We start from the raw sequence: 15,493 nt of genomic DNA, 5'->3' as shown, positions 1-15,493 counted from the left end.
AGGAGTGTGCTAGAATGGGAGATATAACTATTTTCGGTCTTCCTGTTTCATTAGGAACGATGATTTACCAGGCTATTATTTTTACCGTTCTCGTATTTATTTTGAAAAAGCTTGTTTTTAAGAAAATTGTCAGTGTTATGGAAAGCAGAAAATCACACATTGAAAATCAGCTGCAGCTCACAGAGCAATACAAGATTGAAGCAGAAAAAAATCTGGAATCTAGTACTGAAATTCTTACCCAGGCTAGAAAGGATGCCAGAGAGATTATGAAATATAGTGAAAAGGAAGCAAATCTAATGATTTCAGCAGCGAAAGCCGAAGCAAGAGAAATACTGCAAACCGCTAAGGATGAAGCATTTCGCACCCGCTCATTTGTGCATAAAGAACATGTAAAAGGGGCATAATATTATGAAGCACAAATTCACAAAATACCTAGGAAGAGTTACCGAAATTCTGGAACTGGGCTTTGAAGATAAGTTTATTTATGTTCATTACACAAAGGGAAACACCGAAAAAACCGCATGTATATTAAAAAATGAAAATAAAAGTGAAGTTGAATATTTAGAGGGCTTTTTCACAGACAATAATGTTTCAGAAGAAATGCGAAAAGATGTTAGAAAATTTCTAAAAGGTGATAAGGATAACCACGGTGAAGAATGGAACGAATTTACTAACTTTTTAATGAAAACCCTTTCATTAAATATGGTCTTTGGGATTACGATCGCATTAACCGTTTTTGCCTTTTATAAACTAGGCTCCTATCTAGATACTACCTATAGCTTTTATCCTATGTTTACACTAATTGGTACATTTTTCGGCATAGGAATTGGCGGATTAACTGGTTATGTAATGTATCAAAAGTACTTTAAAAGCCCTGTTGAAAAGCAAAAGGTGAAAAACGCAGATGAAAGTAATTTGCAAAATGGAGTGAAAAATATAAAAGAGTATCAAATAATTGATGTTTCAATTGAACAAGTTCGTAAGGCAGTGAGGGAGTTTTCAGAAAATTTACCAAAAGGTGTATACAGAACAATACTTATTCAGGAAGATAACAGCATTGACTTTAACCAGCTAGCAGATATTTTAAGGGGGATTCCTTCTAAAAAGATTTATATGTCTAAAGAAACATATAATCTTTTTGAAGAAAATGAACGAAAAATTCCAGTTGAAATGGACATTGTCCAAAAAGCTGTCGATTTATATGTGAAAGAACGCAAGGAATACCCAATGTTGCGTTTTGACCCGCAAAAAAGAGTAAACTATTATCAATTGATTCAAGAGCATTACCTTAAAGCCGTACCTGAAACGCAGTTTTACATTACTGATTTAGATGGTTTAATTACACATATTAGACCTGAGAAAAGGAAAATGGATAACTCCTCAAATATCTGAGGAGTTTTTTTTTGCTTTTTTCGTCTATATTGAGATAATAGCAAAGAACAATAATTTTTTAAAAGATGAGGGATACAAAGATGTCAAAACAAAAGAATAAATCGCGCCATTTAGCGACAATTTCTCTAACTGTCATGGGAGTAGGTTTTCTTGCCACCCTTCCATTTCAGGATTCCCTTTGGGGTACATTCCTTCAAGGAGGATTTGAAGCAGGACTTGTAGGCGGACTCGCTGACTGGTTTGCCGTAACGGCCCTTTTCCGTCATCCCCTCGGGCTGCCAATTCCTCATACCGCACTATTGCCAAAAAACAGGAAGAGATTAACCTCTGGAATTATCAATATGCTAGAAAATGATTGGCTAACGAAAGAGAGTATCAGAGGGAAAATTGCTAGTATTCCATTCACTGCTAAACTTTTCGAAATTGCGGAAAAGGAAGTAGCTAGTGAGGGGGTACAGAAAAATGTCATAAATGTCATTCTCCATCTGCTCCATTCAGTCGACAGTAAGAAATTAGCTCCAATTATTGAAAAAGAACTAAAGTCAATCATTAGCGGAATGGATATTAGTCATTACCTTCCCCTTATTATTGATCGTCTATCAAAAAGAAAGTACGATGAAAAAACACTAGATTTTATCCTAAATGAAGTTGATGAATGGTCTCAAAAAGAAAGTACCAAAGATAAGCTTGGAAGTCTGGCTATTGATGCCATTGAAAACATTAAGGTTGATGGTTTTATGCAATTTGCTTTAAAATCATTTACCAATATTGTTAACGAGGATAAACTTGGAAGTATTATTCAAAACCTTATACAAAAGGGTGTAAAAAGCTATAAAGATCCATTTAATCAAAATAGACAAACACTCCTGTTTCACATAAACACGAAACTTCAAAGCATAAAAAGTGATGAAGGCTTGTTACAGGAACTGAATAACTTGAAGGATCAAATTGGTTCTGAATGGGAGCCTGAAGAAAAAATCATCCATTTTCTTGAAGAGTTAAAACAAAAAGCGATTGAATATATCCAGGACCCGCAGTTCTTTGAAGGATATCTTTTACCGCAAATTAGATATGCCCTTACTACACTAAAAGAAGATGAAGAAAAAGTCGAATCAATGGAAACTTGGATTAAGAAACAAATTTCAATATTTATCGAAAAAAACCATTCAAAGGTTGGAAAACTCGTCGAGGAAAACCTAGAGAAATTAGACACTAAAACACTAATTGATATGGTTGAAACAAATGTAGGAAAAGACCTCCAGTGGATTCGTGTCAATGGAGCTGTCTGCGGATTTCTCATCGGACTAATCCTAGTTGGATTACAATTATTAATTTAAAAATAAGACCAGTCAGGTCTTTTTTTTATGTCCACTAAAGGTATTATATTTTCTAAAATGTAGAAGCTATTAAGTACTAGATATAAGGAGTGAGTTTATGAAAAAGGCAACCTTATTTATTTGTATCTTATTGGTCTTTTCATTTAATACCCATCCAGTTTTTGCTGCGACACACACCCAGGGTCCAATCAGGGGAATTTATGTTAAAGCGTCAAACACGCAAGGACCTAAGTTCGAAAGCCTACTTTCACTAGTTAAAGAAACAGATTTAAACGCAATGGTGATTGATATAAAAGATGATCATGGTAATCTTACTTTCAATCCCTCAAAAGCTTCACCATTTTATCCTGCCAGTCGTCCATATATTAAAAATCCAAATAAACTAATGGATACATTAAAGGCTAACAATATATACACAATCGCTAGAATCGTTGTCTTTAAGGATAATGTCTTAGCAAATAGTAATCCGCACTTGTCATTCAGGACCAACAATGGGGTATGGAAGAATGGACGCGGTGATTCCTTTACAAACCCCTTTCTAGAGGAAGTTTGGAAATACAATATCGATATGGCTAATGAAGCAATTAATATTGGTTTTGATGAAATTCAATTTGATTATGTACGATTCCCTGAGAAATTTGAATCCTTTGAACATCAACTTAGTTATGAAAAAGGGAAGTTTCAGTCTAATGGTAAAGTTCAAGATAGAGCAAGAGTCCTGGCTGTAAGTGAATTTGTTAAACATGCTGCACAAAAATTAAAGCCCTATAATGTTAAAATCTCTGTTGATGTCTTTGGAAATACTACTGTCATTCCAGAAGCACCGGGGATTGGACAAAACTTCTCCCATATAGCAGAGTCCGTTGATGTCGTATCCGCTATGATTTATCCAAGTCATTGGACAAGCATATTCGGTATTCCTAAACCTGACTTAGCCCCTTTTCACCTGGTTAAAGAGTATGCCAAAGTTGAAAACAGCCGAATAAAGAAGTTAGCAAATCCGCCAACTTCACGGCCGTGGCTTCAGGATTTCACAGCCTCATGGCTTGGAAAAGGAAACTATAAGGTCTATGGAAAGTCAGAAATCGAGGATCAGATTCGTGCCTTGCATTCACAGGGGATAAATGAATTTTTATTATGGAATGCAAATAACACCTATACACCAAATGTTGACTACACGCCATATTAAGCATATGAAGGCAGCTATTCTTTAATAGCTGCCTTCAACGCTTTTACCATCGTACGTAAACAGCATTCCCTTTCTTCGATTCACAGGTCTTTCCCACAGTTGTTGGACATATTGCAGAACCTTTTCAAGGTATTTAACACCTAATCCTACAAGAATTCTTTTAGCGATTGGCCGTTTGTTATAGTGATTACACTTTACAATCTTTTTTTACAAAAAAATGTACACTTGTCCAAACTAATAATTCATTTCTGAATAAATTAAAGTAAGACAGTGTAAAGGGGTGAAATAATAAATGAGTAAAGTATGGAGAAACGAAGATATCTTCGGTAATAGAGGACGTAAGAGAAATAATCAAAATGAAAATGTACGTAGTGATGTTGATGTAGATGTTGATTTTGATTCTAGAGTAGATAATGACGCAGATAATGATACTGATGTTAATGTAAAAGACAAAAACACAAATATTGCTAAAGCACGAATTAATAATAGCGGAAACTCTAGAATTGACCTTGACATTAACGTAGATAGCGAATCACGTGCAAGAGTACGTTCAAGATCAGAAGCAGATTCCGACCAGGAACAGGAGCAGGAACAAGAACAAAGACGCTAATTTAACTTTAAAAAGGGATACTTGGTTTTAGATGTAATATTTCCTAGTATCCCCTTTATATAGGGGGAGGAAAAATGGAGAAACCAGTTCTAAATAAACTAAGTACATTGGTAGGACATAGCGGAAACTCTGATGTTGATTTAGTTGTAAATATCGATATTGATACCAAAGCGATAGCATATGGAGTGTTATGCAGTTTATATGCTAAGGGTGAGATAAATGAAAAAGAATTAGAAAAGGCAATTCAAAAACTTGATACATTAATCGAAAGGGATAAGAGAAAAAAGAAATCCAATAATAATACTAATATTGAAAACAAACCAAAATTATATGATTTTCCCTTAAGAAGAAATTGGCTTTAAATTATTTCTTCTTTACATACGTTAGTATTACAATTGGAAACATCTCACTCTTTTTTTAATGACGGGGTGCCCAAAGCATTATTGATACACCATATTTACCTAAATAAGAAGTATGATATGAATCCTGATAAAGCACTAGCACCAGCTGGAATAATAATTCTCGTTTGAAAATCTATTTCCGTAAAGTCTCTCTCAAGCATCCACATCGCCAAAAACATTACAATGATCATTATTGAAATTATCAAAGGTAACCTTTTCATAATTCTCCCCTTTCATTTACTCGTCTTATTTGTCTTTTACCTTCAGAAGTCGTAAAGCGTTTAATGTGACTATAAGAGTTGCACCCCTATCAGCTAAAATAGCATGTTAATGTTAATGTTAATGTTAATGTTAATAATATATCCGAGATCCTATTATAACAAAAATAAAAAAGCAGCCGAAGCTACTTTTTTACACGCCAAACAAATATAATAATTAAAGTAAATGCTGTTAATGACATCATTGGAATAGTGATGAATCCTAAATAGTTTACATAATCGACGGTGCATGGAACACCTTGCTTGCATGGTTCAAGTGCCTTCATTGCAGGTATTTTTTGAAGTAAAACATGATAAAGTGCAATGAACCAGCCAATAATTGAAACTAATAAAATATATTTTCTAATACTATATTCATTATAGTACATTGCAATTCCTAGAATTAATGCAAGTGGGTACATAAATATTCTTTGATACCAACACAAACTACATGGGATAAAATTCATTACTTCACTGTAAAATAAACTTCCTAATGTTGCAGTAATAGCTACCAACCACGCAGCGGCATAATAATATACATTGTAATTTGAAGTAGAGGTCCTCATTACTTTAACCCCTCTTGAATTAGTTCATCTATTTTGTCCATATCAAATGGGTCAGTTAATTCAACTCCGTTAATAAAGATACCAGGTGTTAATTTTAATCCTGTTTCCTCTACTAGTAAATCGTCTTTACTTATTTGGTCAAGTACTTCTTGACTATTCATTTTTGTAATAAATTCGTCTTTGTTAAAATTAGGGATTGTTTTATCTGCAACATCAACAACTACATCTTGGTTTATCCAAACCTCATCGTGATTAGAAGTTGATGGTTGCTCTTGGTAGAGATTATGAACATAATCCCAAAAATAATCTGGGTATAAATCATAAACTGCTTCAAATGCTTGGGCTCCTATTTTTGAAGGTTCTTCATGAAATAAAACATTGGTGAATGAGAAGTTTGCTTTTCCAGTATCAATATATTTTTCTTTTATAACAGGAAAAAACTCAAGACTCCAAACTTTACATGCAGGACACATTATATCTCCCATTTCAACAATTTGAACCTTGGCATCTTTTTCACCAATAGTAGGCTGTCCTTCCATTTCAAGCGGTTTAGCATTTTCTTTATCAGGTTCAGGAGTATAACTAAATACCAATATTATACCAATTATGGCCACAAGGCCTAAAGCTATTGCAAAAATTTTACTTTTATTAGAACTGCGTTTATTTTTAGATTTCAATATTAATTACCTCAACTCTCTTTGTTTATTTGATTACAATATTAAGTATAAGAGATATAAACAGTAATTAGTATGGATAGATTGTGAAACCATCTCCAAAATAAGGTTGATAATAACCAATAGACAGGACTAAAAAATATTTATTAGTTGAACCCCTATCGGAACTCAATTGAAACGCTAACACGTTTATCTAACACTAATAGACCACCTCAATATATCTTGAAGTGGTCTGTTCTTTCACCTTTATAAGTTCATTGTTAACATCAAGCCAAAATACATCGCAAAAATAAAACTACATCCGAAAAAAACAGCAATTATCGGTTTTACTTTTTTAAAACTACTCACGATCATTGCTAAAAAAATGAGAGAAATCATTATTAAAAATACAGCATGAAAATTTGTTGTTAATCCAATATTTAATGTCGTCAGAATGTCCTTTCCTAACAGCCATTCCACCCATTTTGAAGCCCCTTCTGATCTTACCGTGAATTCAACCTCATGAGGTGGTGATAACGTACCTAAAACACTAGTGAAATAAAAAACGATTAAAATAATAAAACTTTCAGCTTTTATCCAAGGACGTGGATTAAAGGAAGGTATTGTCGCTGCCTTTTTGGCGAGCACACCGTTTATAAACGCAAATACCAGTACAGGAATAATACTTATATGTTTTAAGAGTAGCATTTGTCCATAAGGTAAAACCCATGACTTAACATAATCCTTCGGTTCAACCACATTAAACATAAGAATTAGACCGCTTATGCCGATGATGATTACACATACAATTGCAAACGGAGTAAACCAACGTAAAAATTGTGACCATTTCTGTTTATCTTTTGAAAACCATGCAACATGTATCAATATGCCTGTCCACAGTGTAACGATTAAAAAATGTATGGAGTGGGCAAATAAACCAACCCAAAATGACAGCGATGCAACATGGCTGGAGTACCCAACCGCTAGAACCATTAATAATAGCCATAGTGCTTGTAAATATTTAGAGCCATTTAGCAGTATGGTCATCCATAAGAATACTGACATAAATCCAATGAACATCCATGCTTTTCCTACTTGAAAGTCAGTCAAAACTGAATAAATCGCTAAAGTAAGTCCAACACTGTCGCTAAAATAGGAAATCGTTTGAACAACAGGTCCTAAAGTAAAAATATAAATACCTAATGTGGATAAAAGTAGACTTCTTTTAGAAATACTAATTTTTGGTTTATAGGAATCGGGTACAAATTGTAATGCAACATACCCTACTAAGATTGAAAATACTATATAATTAGCGATTTCAGCTAAAGGAATGAAAATATTCATCTTATCTTTTCCTTCCGTAAAGCAAGAACAACCCAATGCCCAATATCAATATCACCACAACTGGAATAATTATTTTTATCAATGAATTTTTGTCATTTTGTACCGAAGAATTATCGTTTTGTTTTTCTTCTTCCACTTTATTGTCTTTTATTTCTGAGGTATCTGGCTCTTTCGTTTCCGTCTCTTGTTCTACTTTTTGTTCTACTTGAACTGAGAATGGGATTTCACCTGTAATCAGATGCCCGTCTTCCCCCGCAATACTCCAATCAATAACATAGGAGCCATCATCTAGTGGAGTAGATAATGTACCAATCATTTGTTTTTCTTGTAGCTCAACGTTTAATGGTATCTCCTGTCCATCCTTCGTTAATTTCATCGTACTTAATGATTCGATTTCCCCTGCAAATGTTAGGACTAATTCTGCTAGATTATCCATTACAACTTGTCCAGCCTCAGGGTTAGAAAACGTTAATTCAGTATGTGCATTAGCAATAGTTGGAATCATTCCTAATGTAAAAATGATTAAGAAAAATAATTTCTTCATTGATGTTTCCCCTTTCTTGATAGTATAAAACTCTCCCATTTACATCACCATATTCTATCATGAATGAAAACATTTTTGAATTTCAACCTTTAATCTTTGTTTACCTTAAGAAACTTTTTTTCATCCCTTTTACAATGTTAGAAGGCTGACAAAAGGTTTCTCTAGACCCACTAGATATTTTTGTTCCATAATATATGAGGAGATAAAGCGAGGGAAATATTATGGAAAAACAAGCATATTTGGATTTAAAAAGAGGAGAACGTGGAGCAATAATAAGTATTATTGCTTATCTTTGTTTGTCCTCATTAAAATTAATTGTCGGGTTTATGACTAATTCCGAAGCCTTAAAAGCTGATGGATTGAACAATGCCACTGACATCATTGCCTCTATTGCCGTATTAATTGGTCTAAAGTTATCCCAAAGACCAGCAGATGATGATCATCCTTATGGACACTGGAAAGCAGAAACCGTTGCCTCAATGGTAGCCTCGTTTATTATGATGGGCGTTGGCATTCAGGTTACATTTCAAGCATTTACCAGTATATTTAATAGAATAGAAGCATCTCCAGATTTAATTGCAGCTTGGACAGGACTTTTTTGTGCAATTGTTATGTATTTTGTGTATCGTTACAATAAAAAACTTGCAAGTGAAATTAATAGCCAATCTGTCATGGCAGCAGCAAAAGATAATCTTTCAGATGCGTGGGTCAGTGTAGGTACCTTCATTGGAATTATCGGTGCTCAATTTGGTCTCCCCTTGTTAGACCCCATTACTGCTATTATCGTTGGCTTAATTATTTGTAAAACCGCTTGGGACATTTTCCGTGATGCCTCCCACCATCTCACTGATGGATTTGACCAGAAGGAATTAGATTCTTATAAAACAACCATTATCAATTGTTATGGTGTTAAGGGTGTAAAAGACATTAGGGCAAGAAATTACGGTAATAATGTGGTTGTGGATATTGTGATTCTTGTAAATTCCAATTTAGATGTAAAAAACGCTCATGATATTGCCTCTATGGTTGAGGATAAATTAATTAAGGAACATTGTGTCTATGATGTAGTTGTTCATGTTGAACCAAATTAAATTAATTAAAAAATGAGATCATCCTCAAACTTCAAAGGATTGTGGTTTGAGGTAAACGGATTCCGTTCCCTATCACAAAACTCAGATTTACACTTTAAAATGCACATGAATTTGTATAGCAAATTGCAATGAATTTTTTGTGATATTTTTAATTAAAAATAAAAAATCTCAGTTCAGTGAACTGAGATTTTTCTACTACTTATTTTCAATTTCCTCTTAACTAACGCACCCCGTTACTTTAAGTAGAATGTTTCACAATCTTTCTTACCAATTTCGGAAAGGAGCGAGCTTTCTAACAAGGAACATATAACATTCTAAGGGATGGGTGGGAATTTGAGTTGTAAAAAAGTTAGGGAGACCAAGCTTTTTTGTATGATTCAACAAAAATGTCAAATAATAAATGAAAGTACGGTTTTATTTATTGAGGTGATATAATGCCAATCCTCGAAGTTGATGAAAGTAGCCTTTACTACTCTGTAAAAGGAAAAGGGATTCCTATCATTTTTATTCATCCGCCTGTTCTAACTTCCACAAACTTCATATATCAGGAAGAAGAACTATCCAGTTATTTTCAGGTCATTACCTTTGATATACGTGGACATGGAAGGAGTCCTTTTTCAATCAAACCCGTTACTTATCCACTCATTGCAGAGGATATAAAAAAACTAATGAACCATCTGGACATTAAACAAGCCTTTTTATGTGGCTATTCAGCAGGGGCATCTATCCTATTGGAATTTTTGTTATCAACATCAACGGGGCGTATTTTAGGTGGAATCATTATTAGTGGAATGTCTGAGGTTAGTGACTGGCGCCTAAAAAACAGAATACTTCTTGCTAAAAACCTTGTAAAAATTGGGGCATTGCCTGCTTTGGCTTGGTCAATATCAAAAAGCAATTCAGATACAGAAGAGTTATTCGAGAAGATGTTACTAGAAGCAAAAAAAGGAGATGCAAGGAACATCTTGCAATATTATGATTACAGTTTGGACTATAACAGTTCGAATCAACTTGAAAAAATCAATATGCCTATTTCCCTCATATATGGCGAAAAGGATAAACCATTTTTTCGTTATGCACAACAATTACATAGTAAACTTCCTCAAAACGAAATAACCTTTGTTGAAGGCATTAAACATCAGCTCCCAACAAAAGCAGCAAGTGAATTGAATAAAGTTATTTATCAATTTATTGAGAAACATTCTAGTAAACGGGGTGAATAAGCTTGGATGTCAAACTATTTCGTGTAATAAATTTACTTTCTGGACGTTATTTGGTTATCGATAAATTAATGATACTTACCTCCAACAAGATCAAATTTGTTTTCTTTTTTATTTTAGTGTTTCTGCTTTTTAGAAAAAGGAATGTATTTTTTGAAGCAGTAGTGTCTATCGTGATTACATTATTCATGCATTTTATAACTAAGTTATTTTATTTTAAGCCACGTCCATTTATAGATAGGAGAGTACGTATACTTACCCCCTCTAAATTCGATTCTTCCTTTCCGAGTAAACATACTTTACTAACTTTTGCCGTTTCAACAATAGTCCTCTTTTATCAACGCATCGTGGGATCTATTCTGTTGGGGTTCTCGGTTTTAACGGGATTGTCACGAATTTGGGTAGGACAACATTATCCCTCTGATATTGCAGGAAGTGCAGTTTTAGGTTCTTTTACAAGTACGATCATCCATAAATTATTTAAAATTTCAAAAAGAAAATAGAGCTGACTTAAAAACTTGAACTCTCAATCATCCTACGACACATTATCTATATGGCTATCATAATATCCAAATGGTACCATCCGTATTTTTTATTAAAAGGGATGTTCGTACTTTACGGGGGCATCCCTCGTCAGATATCCTGACCGTTAGTGGAACAACAAAAAAGGCTTAACCCTTGTTAAAGTAAAGCCCCCGTTACTTTAAGTGAATTGATTCACAATCTTACTGGAAATTTACCTAAAAAAAGCTGAATTAACTTAATAAAAATAAAAGGACTCCCTTTTGAGGAATCCAATGCATTCAGTACCTCATTTTGGTTAAAGGCTAATCTTCTCGGTTCGTAACACTGTCATTTGTCTCATCGGCACCTTCGCCGACCTTATTGTCCAGCGCTCTGCCAACAACAGCACCTGCAACAGTACCAAATGGATCAAGAGCAGAAGCCATGGTATCCCCAGTAAAAGCACCTACACCAGTTCCTACTGCCTCGCCAGCATCATTATCGATACGATTGCGTTGGTTTTTATCAGCCACTCATCTCACTCCTTATTTAAAATAGGCATGTGCTTTCCAGCACAATCCCGTAACATATTTTGCCCTATTAGGACAGATTTACGCGAAGCTTAAATGAGTTCTTAAAACGTTGCAACTTTAACTATCCTTCACCGTTGTACAAAAAGAAAAGCAGCCATAATGACAGCTTAGATATTGAACTCTTGCACCCCGTTTAAGTACAAAACTTCACAATCAAATTAATCGATTTCGTTATCTCTAATTCCTTTTCTTTTTATCATGAAGGAGGATTTTATTAATAAAAGACAATTTATGGGGAGGTCTTGTGAGTTCTGGTTCTTTCTGTATTTTTATGACTTTCCATGACCCATCTTTTACGGAAGGATCAATTAAGATATCGATATTAAAATGAAGGCAATACTCTTGCATATCTTTATTGTCAAAAAAATCGGAGTCTTCGTCTTCTAAAACAGACTTTCTACCAATTGGGGACTTCTCAAAAGGGAGTGGTTCACCGTATTGTTCGATACCTAAATAACCTTCACCACAGTCTATTTTACGTATTAAATCTCCATCTTGAAAAATATTTAAATTATATGTATCTACTGTACTTTGACCTATTGCATTGATGACTAACGTATTGAAAGTAGCAGACAGTCTGGAAGTTAAATCAATAAGCTGGTCATAGGAATCATGAAGGATAGATATCCAATCTTCATACAATACACTTAAAGCAAAATGTGTCGGAACTTCATTTTCAAAGAATGGGAAGAAGGAATCCTGATTTAATTGAAGTTCAGGTTGATAACCATATTTATCCTCAAGCCAATTAACTAAAAAATCCTTAATTTCATCCATCTTGTCAGTTTTAATATGAATTTGATAAATATTAATCGACAAATCTCCACCTCCATACAGTACTATAGGAATTTTATCATTTTTATCACAATCTGAACATGTGCTTTGATTTAGTCATATTGTCATATAAATGCTTTCCAGCAATCCTGCATTCAGCATAAAATTCTGACACATTTAGACAAAAACGGACAAAAATAAAGATATAAATACGAATTAACTATATTGTCTTATGTCATTGGTTCTATAAATAGATTAAGGCAAACTTCTCGAAAGTTTAGGAAGTAAAAGTACAGATCTAAAGTACCTACTTTGATGGCTGAGCTTTCTATTTGATGAAGTGACATTTTGATTGTTATTAAAAAGAATTAGATGAAGAATGGGGAACTAATTTTAAGTACTCCCTTTTTGTGAGGTGTGAATATGTCGTATAATATAAAAAGAAAAGCATCGGAGAAGAAAACCAAGAAGAAAATACTGGTTTGTAGATTAGTCTTGTTGTTGCAACAAAACAGAGGAGTGCAAGAGACTTATCTAAAAAATCATTAAATTCCAAGCATAAGAAAAAGGCTGCTATTTTTGCAGCCAGATCTTTAAGGAAAGCACCCGATAGTTTAAGTACATTCTTTCACAAAGATGATCTTCCTTATGAAATAAGAAACCATTACTTTCATTCATTACAGGAATGCTGCCCCGTTTGTGGAATAACAAAAAAGGCTGTAGCGTTATAAAAAAGACTGATTAAAAGTTCTCTTCAACCTTTATTTAACAACAAATAGAAAAACTCCATTTTGAAAAAAGATTGATCATAATGGAGTTTCTTTTATAACTAGGTATGATTTTTTTATAAAAAAGTTTGATTATTTTAATGCTCCTTATTCCACTAAGGCCCCTTTTAATTGAATAAAAAAACAGGGATTTAGGAGGTTATATAACCATCTGCGAATCATTTAAACTGGAGACGAATCGTTTTTAAACGTTTCAACGTTTTTTTCTAATCCTGCTGCGGCATATGAAACAACTTCATTAAACAAATCATATTGGTTTTATAATGAGGGTACAAGAGTCTAGTACTGATTCCTGCAGTGTCTGCAATATCCTGAACACTAGTTGCAGCAAAACCTTTTTTTGCAAATAGTTTAATTGAAGCAGTATGAATTTTGTTTTTAGTTGCCGTTCTCATTGCTTCATATTGTTCATTTATTCTAGGCCAGAACTCTCCCTCCTTTTCGCTCTATCATCTAGCGGAAAATCATTCTTATTTTTTCACATATTTCAAAGACAAAAAATTATTGATTCCAATTTTTTTCGCTACCTTTTGCGGGATAGCCTTCCGTTTATACTCCTCAAAACCCAATTTTTTATATAAATTCATTGCCGGAGTATTCGTATCAGCAACTTCTTCAATAACGTAATTGTTGTACGTTGTATTTTCGAAAATATGCTGGATGATTTGAGATGCTACCCCCTGTCCTTTGAATTCGGGAGCTGTTCCAACAAATTCAATCGAGCCTGTATTGGGAGGGGAATTTTCAAAAGAGGCTTCAAACTCCTTTTTTAAAAAGATCCTGGCCATGCTTCCCTTGAAGAAGCCTAAGTGCTTTCTCAGCTCTTTTTTATTTAATCTTACCGATGATGTTTTCCCGTCCGTACATGCCGTCACTCCTGCAACTTTATCATTTGCTATAGCTATATAAAATTGATCTAATACAATCATGTGGGCAAAAGCCTTTGCAATGATGTTTGTATCTTTGGAAAAAAAAACAAGCCATTGAGTGAAGCCTTCCGCAAAAATTTCAGACATTTGCGTCCTTACATCTAAATCAACTTCATCGGCTTTTACAATTAGAAACTTATTACCTCCAGATTTCATATAGCATTTTCCTTTCATTTTTAATGAATGAATATATTTTCAATATAAATTCATACGACACATCGTCAAATTATATTCAACAATCTGGCCTTTTAATGAAAATAAGCGCTGTTCCTTGTTACAGAAAAGAGCGCCCTATTGTGGAGGAAAATGTGTTATCTCTAATTTCATTTAGTCGAACTGAATGGAGATTATCCAATACTTCTTTTTGGTTTTTTTACAGTATTTTTTCTTAACTATCCCCATTATTATAGTGTTGAATGAGAAGTTCCTGAAAGGTCCGTGCAGCCAATGATAAGTATCTCTTTTCCGACCAAGATAGATAATAGATCCGTTGACTTTCAGATTCCTCTATGTGCAAATAATGAAATGGAATATCTTTTTCCAACAAGGATTCTAACCAAAAAGCAATTCCCAGATTTGATTTCAATAATTCCTTTATTGTATTTGCATCGTCTGCTTCACACACAACATTCATTGTAAATCCCGCTTTTTGGCATATTTCATCTGTTGCATCCCGAAAGGAATGTCCCTTTTTAAAGTGGATGAAATCTTCATTTGAAATTTCACTTAATTTAACGCTCTTCCGATTAGCTAGGAGATGTTTAAAGGGAACGGCAATCAACATTTCTTCAGTCTGAATTGGAATATTTGAAATTCCATTTTTGTTAATCGGTTTGCAAGAAATAGAAAAATCAATAACGCCGCTTTCTAGGAGCTGCTCTTTCTTTTCTATTGTTGTAGTCTGGGAAATAGTAAATTGAACGTCCGGATAGAAAGTTCGAAAAGAATTGATGACATCAGAAAAATGAGGCAAAAAAGTGCTGTCGATAGAAACTGTTCCCCGTTCCAGTCCTGCCATATCAGCTATTTCTCGTTTTCCTTCTTCTAATGCATTAAGTGCTATCTCAACTTTTTTCAAAAATACCCTTCCATACTCATTTAGATTAATTTGTCTCCCTGTACGGTTAAATAATGGTACTCCAATATCTTTTTCCAGCCTTGCGATGGTTTGGCTAAGAGCAGGTTGTGAGATATATAGCTTGTTTGCAGCCTGTGTCAAATGTTTTAATTGAGCAACCTTTTGAAAATACTTTAGCTGAAGCAAATCCATTTCATTTTTACTCCTTTCATAAGCTTAACAT

19 protein-coding genes and 1 riboswitch are annotated in these 15,493 nt (G+C 34.0%); of the genes, 9 read left to right on the top strand and 10 right to left on the bottom strand.

The window, feature by feature from the left end; genetic code table 11:
- Window positions 1–14: 14 nt before the first annotated feature.
- The 6 genes from NSS81_RS18655 to NSS81_RS18630 all read left to right on the top strand — a co-directional run bounded on the left by NSS81_RS18655 (window position 15) and on the right by NSS81_RS18630 (window position 4,890).
- Window positions 15–404, top strand: a complete 390-nt coding sequence (locus NSS81_RS18655; protein WP_342430136.1) for an ATP synthase F0 subunit B — start codon at window positions 15–17, stop codon at window positions 402–404.
- A gap of 4 nt (window positions 405–408) precedes the next feature.
- Window positions 409–1,392, top strand: coding sequence for a DUF3939 domain-containing protein (locus tag NSS81_RS18650; protein WP_342430135.1), 984 nt, complete (start codon window positions 409–411; stop codon window positions 1,390–1,392).
- Window positions 1,393–1,472: 80 nt separating this feature from the next.
- Window positions 1,473–2,729 carry a DUF445 domain-containing protein gene (locus NSS81_RS18645; protein ID WP_342430134.1) on the top strand — a complete coding sequence of 419 codons (1,257 nt, stop codon included), beginning with the start codon at window positions 1,473–1,475 and terminating at the stop codon, window positions 2,727–2,729.
- Window positions 2,730–2,826: 97 nt separating this feature from the next.
- Window positions 2,827–3,918: a putative glycoside hydrolase gene (locus NSS81_RS18640; RefSeq protein WP_342430133.1), complete on the top strand. Its 1,092-nt coding sequence runs from the start codon at window positions 2,827–2,829 to the stop codon at window positions 3,916–3,918.
- 292 nt (window positions 3,919–4,210) lie between these two features.
- A complete protein-coding gene (locus tag NSS81_RS18635; RefSeq protein WP_342430132.1) occupies window positions 4,211–4,528 on the top strand; it encodes a hypothetical protein in 318 nt (105 codons plus the stop codon).
- A gap of 74 nt (window positions 4,529–4,602) precedes the next feature.
- Window positions 4,603–4,890 carry a hypothetical protein gene (locus NSS81_RS18630; RefSeq protein ID WP_342430131.1) on the top strand — a complete coding sequence of 96 codons (288 nt, stop codon included), beginning with the start codon at window positions 4,603–4,605 and terminating at the stop codon, window positions 4,888–4,890.
- Window positions 4,891–4,985: 95 nt separating this feature from the next.
- Here NSS81_RS18630 and NSS81_RS18625 read toward each other — a convergent pair whose 3' ends face one another.
- The 5 genes from NSS81_RS18625 to NSS81_RS18605 form a co-directional block, all read right to left on the bottom strand.
- Window positions 4,986–5,150 (bottom strand): histidine kinase, encoded by a 165-nt coding sequence (locus tag NSS81_RS18625; protein WP_342430130.1) that lies wholly within the window; start codon window positions 5,148–5,150, stop codon window positions 4,986–4,988.
- A gap of 182 nt (window positions 5,151–5,332) precedes the next feature.
- Window positions 5,333–5,752 carry a disulfide oxidoreductase gene (locus tag NSS81_RS18620; RefSeq protein ID WP_342430129.1) on the bottom strand — a complete coding sequence of 140 codons (420 nt, stop codon included), beginning with the start codon at window positions 5,750–5,752 and terminating at the stop codon, window positions 5,333–5,335.
- A complete protein-coding gene (locus tag NSS81_RS18615; RefSeq protein ID WP_342430128.1) occupies window positions 5,752–6,429 on the bottom strand; it encodes a thioredoxin domain-containing protein in 678 nt (225 codons plus the stop codon). Before NSS81_RS18615 ends, NSS81_RS18620 begins: the two co-directional genes overlap by 1 nt.
- A gap of 243 nt (window positions 6,430–6,672) precedes the next feature.
- Window positions 6,673–7,749 carry a CopD family protein gene (locus tag NSS81_RS18610; RefSeq protein WP_342430127.1) on the bottom strand — a complete coding sequence of 359 codons (1,077 nt, stop codon included), beginning with the start codon at window positions 7,747–7,749 and terminating at the stop codon, window positions 6,673–6,675.
- 1 nt (window position 7,750) lies between these two features.
- Window positions 7,751–8,293: a copper resistance CopC family protein gene (locus NSS81_RS18605; protein WP_342430126.1), complete on the bottom strand. Its 543-nt coding sequence runs from the start codon at window positions 8,291–8,293 to the stop codon at window positions 7,751–7,753.
- 221 nt (window positions 8,294–8,514) lie between these two features.
- Between NSS81_RS18605 and NSS81_RS18600 the strand changes: the two genes are divergently transcribed.
- The 3 genes from NSS81_RS18600 to NSS81_RS18590 all read left to right on the top strand — a co-directional run bounded on the left by NSS81_RS18600 (window position 8,515) and on the right by NSS81_RS18590 (window position 11,107).
- Complete coding sequence (locus tag NSS81_RS18600; RefSeq protein ID WP_342430125.1) at window positions 8,515–9,384, top strand: cation diffusion facilitator family transporter; 870 nt, start codon at window positions 8,515–8,517, stop codon at window positions 9,382–9,384.
- A gap of 434 nt (window positions 9,385–9,818) precedes the next feature.
- Window positions 9,819–10,607 carry an alpha/beta hydrolase gene (locus NSS81_RS18595; RefSeq protein WP_342430124.1) on the top strand — a complete coding sequence of 263 codons (789 nt, stop codon included), beginning with the start codon at window positions 9,819–9,821 and terminating at the stop codon, window positions 10,605–10,607.
- Between the two features lie 68 nt (window positions 10,608–10,675).
- Complete coding sequence (locus tag NSS81_RS18590) at window positions 10,676–11,107, top strand: phosphatase PAP2 family protein (protein WP_342434074.1); 432 nt, start codon at window positions 10,676–10,678, stop codon at window positions 11,105–11,107.
- A gap of 324 nt (window positions 11,108–11,431) precedes the next feature.
- Here the strand turns inward: NSS81_RS18590 and NSS81_RS18585 are convergent, their stop codons facing one another.
- From NSS81_RS18585 to NSS81_RS18565, 5 genes are all read right to left on the bottom strand, one after another.
- Window positions 11,432–11,641: a hypothetical protein gene (locus NSS81_RS18585; protein WP_342430123.1), complete on the bottom strand. Its 210-nt coding sequence runs from the start codon at window positions 11,639–11,641 to the stop codon at window positions 11,432–11,434.
- Window positions 11,642–11,878: 237 nt separating this feature from the next.
- A complete protein-coding gene (locus tag NSS81_RS18580; protein ID WP_342430122.1) occupies window positions 11,879–12,520 on the bottom strand; it encodes a hypothetical protein in 642 nt (213 codons plus the stop codon).
- Window positions 12,521–12,724: 204 nt separating this feature from the next.
- Window positions 12,725–12,807, top strand: a riboswitch (cyclic di-GMP riboswitch).
- 662 nt (window positions 12,808–13,469) lie between these two features.
- The gene (locus tag NSS81_RS18575; protein ID WP_342430121.1) at window positions 13,470–13,658 is read right to left on the bottom strand and encodes a helix-turn-helix domain-containing protein; all 189 of its coding nucleotides are present in this window, start codon (window positions 13,656–13,658) and stop codon (window positions 13,470–13,472) included.
- Window positions 13,659–13,733: 75 nt separating this feature from the next.
- Complete coding sequence (locus NSS81_RS18570) at window positions 13,734–14,348, bottom strand: N-acetyltransferase (protein WP_342430120.1); 615 nt, start codon at window positions 14,346–14,348, stop codon at window positions 13,734–13,736.
- Window positions 14,349–14,580: 232 nt separating this feature from the next.
- Complete coding sequence (locus NSS81_RS18565; RefSeq protein ID WP_342430119.1) at window positions 14,581–15,462, bottom strand: LysR family transcriptional regulator; 882 nt, start codon at window positions 15,460–15,462, stop codon at window positions 14,581–14,583.
- Window positions 15,463–15,493: the final 31 nt, after the last annotated feature.

This window comes from Neobacillus sp. FSL H8-0543, from assembly GCF_038592905.1.
Taxonomy (GTDB): Bacteria; Bacillota; Bacilli; order Bacillales; family Cytobacillaceae; genus Neobacillus.
Note: the sequence above shows the minus strand (reverse complement) of the source record. Positions and strands in the feature narration are given on the sequence as shown.

Coding starts and splice junctions, on each gene's coding strand:
- NSS81_RS18655 (WP_342430136.1), top strand. CDS start 15: ATGGGAGATATAACTATTTTCGGTCTTCCTGTTTCATTAGGAACGATG.
- NSS81_RS18650 (WP_342430135.1), top strand. CDS start 409: ATGAAGCACAAATTCACAAAATACCTAGGAAGAGTTACCGAAATTCTG.
- NSS81_RS18645 (WP_342430134.1), top strand. CDS start 1,473: ATGTCAAAACAAAAGAATAAATCGCGCCATTTAGCGACAATTTCTCTA.
- NSS81_RS18640 (WP_342430133.1), top strand. CDS start 2,827: ATGAAAAAGGCAACCTTATTTATTTGTATCTTATTGGTCTTTTCATTT.
- NSS81_RS18635 (WP_342430132.1), top strand. CDS start 4,211: ATGAGTAAAGTATGGAGAAACGAAGATATCTTCGGTAATAGAGGACGT.
- NSS81_RS18630 (WP_342430131.1), top strand. CDS start 4,603: ATGGAGAAACCAGTTCTAAATAAACTAAGTACATTGGTAGGACATAGC.
- NSS81_RS18625 (WP_342430130.1), bottom strand. CDS start 5,150: ATGAAAAGGTTACCTTTGATAATTTCAATAATGATCATTGTAATGTTT.
- NSS81_RS18620 (WP_342430129.1), bottom strand. CDS start 5,752: ATGAGGACCTCTACTTCAAATTACAATGTATATTATTATGCCGCTGCG.
- NSS81_RS18610 (WP_342430127.1), bottom strand. CDS start 7,749: ATGAATATTTTCATTCCTTTAGCTGAAATCGCTAATTATATAGTATTT.
- NSS81_RS18605 (WP_342430126.1), bottom strand. CDS start 8,293: ATGAAGAAATTATTTTTCTTAATCATTTTTACATTAGGAATGATTCCA.
- NSS81_RS18600 (WP_342430125.1), top strand. CDS start 8,515: ATGGAAAAACAAGCATATTTGGATTTAAAAAGAGGAGAACGTGGAGCA.
- NSS81_RS18595 (WP_342430124.1), top strand. CDS start 9,819: ATGCCAATCCTCGAAGTTGATGAAAGTAGCCTTTACTACTCTGTAAAA.
- NSS81_RS18590 (WP_342434074.1), top strand. CDS start 10,676: ATGATACTTACCTCCAACAAGATCAAATTTGTTTTCTTTTTTATTTTA.
- NSS81_RS18575 (WP_342430121.1), bottom strand. CDS start 13,658: ATGAGAACGGCAACTAAAAACAAAATTCATACTGCTTCAATTAAACTA.
- NSS81_RS18570 (WP_342430120.1), bottom strand. CDS start 14,348: ATGAAATCTGGAGGTAATAAGTTTCTAATTGTAAAAGCCGATGAAGTT.
- NSS81_RS18565 (WP_342430119.1), bottom strand. CDS start 15,462: ATGGATTTGCTTCAGCTAAAGTATTTTCAAAAGGTTGCTCAATTAAAA.